We start from the raw sequence: 1,106 nt of genomic DNA, 5'->3' as shown, positions 1-1,106 counted from the left end.
TCTGAGTTCAAGTAGTAAATGCAACATGAAAGAAGACCTCAGGGGAATTCCCCTGAGGTCTTCCGCCGAGCGGGTTATATTTATGTTGCTTATGCAAAAATACACCCAACTCAGCATAGAAAATCGTCATCAAATCAAAGCCTTGCTCGATGCGGGCCATAACCAAAGCGAAATTGCCCGAACCATTGGCGTACATCGTTCCACAATCAGTCGGGAGCTTAGGCGTAATGTAGCTAAAAGCAGCGGCGAACCCAACAGCTACTGCCCAGAGGAGGCTCAGCAACTCACAGACAAGCGTCATCGGAAAAAGCCCAAGCACCGGCGATTTAGTCGGCAGCTCAAAACCCAGGCCCGTCGATGGCTGACCCAAGAGAAGCTGTCCCCAGAGCTTATCAGTGGTCGCTGGCAGGTACTCGGTATCGATGGGGTCTCCCACGAGACCATCTATCAGTGGATTTGGAAAGCGAAACAAGCCAAGGATTCCACTGATAAGAACCTGTACAAGCACCTCAAACATGGCCGACGAAAGCGAAAACGGGGCAACTACCAAGATGGCAGGGGTACAATTACAGGACGCGTGCCCATTACCGAGCGGCCGGAAGTAGTGGAGAAGCGACAGCGTTTGGGCGACATCGAAGTAGACCTGATGATGGGAAAAGCTCACAAGTCAGCCCTGCTGGTACTGACCGATCGGACTACCCTGCTAACAGCCTTGGAGAAGGTAACGTCCCGAAAGGCAGAAGGTATGGCCGACCGGATTACCCAGCGGCTGGGGCGGATTCCATCTGCGTTCATCAAAACCCTGACTTTTGACAACGATAAGGCGTTTGCCCGTCACCAAGACATCGCCGAACAACTGGATGTTGATACTTACTTCACCCGTCCGTATACCTCTCAGGATAAAGGGACGGTAGAAAACCGCATCGGGGTGCTTCGCCGTTTCTTTCCGAAGGGTACCGACCTTCGAGAAATCCCTGCCGAGCGTATCAAAACCGTCGAGCAATACCTAAACTTTCGACCGGTTCGAAAATTTGATTACCTTAATCCCATTCAACAAACCCTAAAACACCGCGCAGCCTCTGTTGCATTAATGGATTGAACACAGC

General features: G+C 51.4%; 1 protein-coding gene. It reads left to right on the top strand.

Annotated features, from left to right (window positions below; genetic code table 11):
- The first annotated feature begins 91 nt into the window (after positions 1–91).
- On the top strand, positions 92–1,099 hold the full coding sequence (locus G3569_RS18205) for an IS30 family transposase (protein WP_434084079.1): 1,008 nt from the start codon (positions 92–94) through the stop codon (positions 1,097–1,099).
- Positions 1,100–1,106 lie beyond the last annotated feature (7 nt).

It is taken from the genome of Fodinibius halophilus, from assembly GCF_011059105.1.
GTDB lineage: Bacteria > Bacteroidota > Rhodothermia > Balneolales > Balneolaceae > Fodinibius > Fodinibius halophilus.
This window is presented reverse-complemented; position numbering and strand designations above follow the sequence as displayed.